Annotated in this window: 3 protein-coding genes; 1 reads left to right on the plus strand and 2 read right to left on the minus strand. The window is 61.7% G+C overall.

Features of this window, described 5'->3' with window-relative positions; genetic code table 11:
• The coding region (locus AAAC48_RS22935; RefSeq protein WP_340656409.1) for a glycosyltransferase at nucleotides 1-1,679 on the minus strand (1,679 nt) is incomplete at its 3' end.
• A 379-nt stretch (nucleotides 1,680-2,058) separates the two neighbouring features.
• On the minus strand, nucleotides 2,059-3,009 hold the full coding sequence (locus AAAC48_RS22940; protein ID WP_340656407.1) for a LysR family transcriptional regulator: 951 nt from the start codon (nucleotides 3,007-3,009) through the stop codon (nucleotides 2,059-2,061).
• A gap of 95 nt (nucleotides 3,010-3,104) precedes the next feature.
• On the opposite strand from AAAC48_RS22940, the gene AAAC48_RS22945 reads away from it, so the two are divergent.
• The coding region (locus AAAC48_RS22945) for a dioxygenase (protein WP_340656408.1) at nucleotides 3,105-3,705 on the plus strand (601 nt) is incomplete at its 3' end.

The raw sequence follows: 3,705 nt of genomic DNA on the forward strand, positions 1-3,705 counted from the left end.
AGGCTCGCCCCGAGATAGTCCTGGCGTACCGCCGCGCTACTGCAAAGGGAAGCGAGCGGCAGCGACACGAGCTCGGCAAAGGCGTCGAGATCCTTCGACTGGCCCGAAAACCGTTCCCCGAAAGTCACGAGATGCAGAACGCTTCCCTCCTCCCGCAAGGCTTCGCCGAGCCGCGCGGCGAGAGCGACTGACGCGGATGAAGCCTCGTCGACGACGAGCGCCACGCATCGTTCCGTCGCGGCGGCGGGAAAGACAGATGGCGTGTTGAACAGCTCACGATAGAAATCGCGCGGCACGGCGGCCTGCGCCCGAAACCGGTCACGTTCGCCAGCACGCCAGAGGGCGCGGCTCTCGCGCGTCGCCACATTGTCTATATCGCGCTGCAAGGAAGCAAGGCCCTCGGCCGCCGGCCGGGGCGTTTCGATTTCCTCCGCACAGCCGATCTCGAGGTTAAAGAAACGACCACTGAGCGGTTTAACGGTGTGCCAGTGATTGCCGTGGGCGAACCCGCCGTCCGGAAAGTGATGTGCCAGCAGCGCGCCGGCCTCGATGGCCAGAATCTGAGCAGTCTCTGGCAGGGACGGGATGTACTGCGCCGTTAGACGGCTGGCCGAAACCGAGGTCCAGCTCAGCGTCCGAGAGGTTGAGGAGCGGATCGCAATCGAGCAAGCGGCGATCGTTGCGCTTATTACCGCACATTCCAGCCTCCATAGCAGGCCGGCGAGCAGGCGCCATCCCTCCAGAGTATCGTAAAGCGTTTGATCCATGAGGACTAGGTGGCCCGGGCAGAGACCGTAGCCGGGTCGCTCGACGGCCCGCAACAGGCGGACAAGATAGTGGTCAAGCGTCATGAGCTGGCCATGTCCGACCGCCGTCATGCATCGGACAAGACCGGTATCGGGATGATAGATGGCGTAACGCGACCGCGCCTCGATCTCCATGCTCAGCACGGCCTTCACGTTGTAGAGCCCGGAATGCTTGCCCCGGATATAGGCGAGGATCGGCGCGAAATCTCGTTCCGCCTCGACGAGCATGCTCTCGCCGCGACGACGATAGCGAAAGCCGGCGTCCGGTACATGGACGCCGCGAAATCCCTTGCCGAGCCCTTGCAGCCAGAAGTCCCAATCCTCGACGCCCTTGCGCATCGCCGGGTCAAAGCGGATGCCAGCGTCGAGCATGCGTCGCGAGACCGCGCTACCGGCCTCGCAGAAGCTCCGGAACAGATGTTCCAAGGGCGAGTAGGCGCCGGACGTGTCGTGAAAACTTGCAAATCCGAACTTGTCGACATCGGCATAGGCCCAGCCGACCGTCTCATCCGACGACCGCAGCGCGTCGACCATGCGCTGCAGGAGGAGAGGACCGATGTGATTGTCGCAATCAAGGAAATAGACTGCCTCCAGCGCGGGAAACGCACTAAGGGCGAACTCGATGCCCGAATTCCGCGCTGCGCTGAGGCCCCCATTGGCCTTCTTCAAATAAAACACTTTGCCCGGGTAGGAGGCCGAGAAGTTGAGGCAGACATCGTGTGTTTCCGGCGAGGGACAACCGTCGTTGACGACGACGACCGCGAAGGCGTAATCTGTCCGTTGCGCGACGGCGGTATGAAGCGCCTCGGCAGTCAGCGAAGGCTGGCCATAGGCTGGTACAAGGATGACCGCGCGCACTTCCGTTTCTGCCATGGTGCTCACGCCCCCTCCCGTGTCCTCGAAATCGTGCGCTGCATTAAAGAAACGACGCTTGCCTTCTCCCGGCCATCAATTAGGAGGTACGTCGCAGGCCGTCAAGCCAAACGCGTGACGGCTGGGCAGCCTGCAAGCCTCCGAAAGGAGGGATGTCGCAGCGTCTCATCACCGGGCACGTTCAATGCAACGGCCGTAATGAGGGGTCTGAGGTCGCGGGTACCCGCCGGCGTTGCAGCTTCCGACCGTCTTTTACGCCGCTACATGCCGCCAGCCCACACAATGGATGGCGGCATCGTCATAAGATTAACCGTCGCTGTCTTTGGTTGATAGAGGCGGCGCGTCTGTGGCAACCGTTCTTGTTTCTATCAGGTAACAGCTAACTACCCCAGACGACCGATTGCTCGTGGCGCTTGATCAGGTGCTTCAGATTGTCGAAGCCGGTGCGGACGTGTCGGGCGAAGTGGTCGACGGCTGGGGAGCGGGGCGCGTCGGAGCGTTTCAAGAGGCCGAGCGCGCGTTCGGGATGGGGGATCGGGACGGGGAGCGCAGTGATCGACTTTTCGTTGCGCAGCGCAAAGACGACGCTGTGCGGCATGATGGTAAGCGCGTCGGCCGCCTTCATGTAGTTGATCACGCTCATCAATGAGCCGCCCGAATAACGGATCTTGATTTCTGTGGCCCCGAAGGAGATGAGCATGCCGCGCAGGTCGGCGAGCAACGGGCTGCCCGGCGGCGGCGCGACCCAGGGAAAATCAAGCAGATGCGCCGGTTGCGGCCGCCTTTTCAGAAGCAGCGGATGCGTGACGCGGCATGCGATGACGTTGCGGCCGGGCAGGATCTGATGGAATTCGAGCCCAGAGCCCTCGTCGAGAATATCGATCGGACAGATGGCGAGATCGATCTGGTCGGCATTGAGCGCGGCACGCAGGTCCTGGAAATAACCATAGGTCTGGTCAATGCGCACATCGGGATGCAGGTTCTGGAACTCGGCGATCATCCCGGCGATCAATGCGTCCATGAAAAAGGGCGTGCCCCCGACGCGCACGACGCCGCTCTTGCCGACCATGAAACTCTCGACGACATCGGATGCCTTGCGCGATGCAGACAGCATGGTCTGGCCGTGATCCGCCAGCGCCCGGCCAAGCTGCGTCGGCTGCAGCGGCCGGCGTCCCTTAATGAAGAGCGGCTCGCCGATGCGGGCTTCGAGCATGGAGAGCGTGCGCGAGACTGCCGGCTGCGATAGGCCAAGCAGCGCCGCACCCTCGGTGACGCCGCCGGTCTTCACGACCGCTGCAAGCTGGACAAGATGGCGTTCATCTATCTTCATAACGATATGATATATTAAATCGGAATAAAATCATCATCGGCATCGTGATCCTGGGCTAAATTAGTTTCAACCAGCCAATGCCCTAAAGGAGACGCATGATGCCGGGTCCGATGGCGCTGAATTTCAGCGAGGTCACCTCATCTGACATATTCGCGCAACGACTTCCGCAATCGAAAGACGATGCGCTACCGCACATCCTGGCGGCGGTGGTCACGCATCTCCATGCGGTCATCCGCGAGTTGCGGCCGACCCAGGCCGATTGGCGCAAGGTCATCGAGTTCCTGACCGATGTCGGCCATGCCAGCGACGAGCGGCGCCAGGAATGGGTGTTGCTGTCGGATCTGCTCGGCGCCTCGGCGCTGGTCGAGGAAATCAATTCGCGCCGCCCGAAAACAGCGACTCCCAATACCGTGCGCGGCCCCTTCTTCCGCGCCGACGTTCCGCAACTGGCCTTGGGTAGCAATATCTCCCTCGATGCTATCGGCGAAAAGCTGGAAGTCTTTGGACGCCTGCAGGATCTGGATGGTGATCCAGTTGCGGATGCTGAGATCATCACCTGGCAGGCCAATGCGCAGGGGTTCTACGAGAACCAGCAGCCGGACCTTCAGCCCGAATTCAATCTGCGCGGTCGTTTCCGCACCGATGCGGAAGGCCGTTTCCACTATTGCACGATCAAGCCCTGCGGCTACGGAGTGC

This window comes from Phyllobacterium sp. (assembly GCF_037994405.1).
In the GTDB taxonomy this organism is placed as follows: Bacteria; Pseudomonadota; Alphaproteobacteria; order Rhizobiales; family Rhizobiaceae; genus Phyllobacterium.

What these genes read in the sequence shown, in the direction of transcription:
- AAAC48_RS22940 (WP_340656407.1), bottom strand. Translation starts at nt 3,009, where the DNA reads ATGAAGATAGATGAACGCCATCTTGTCCAGCTTGCAGCGGTCGTGAAG.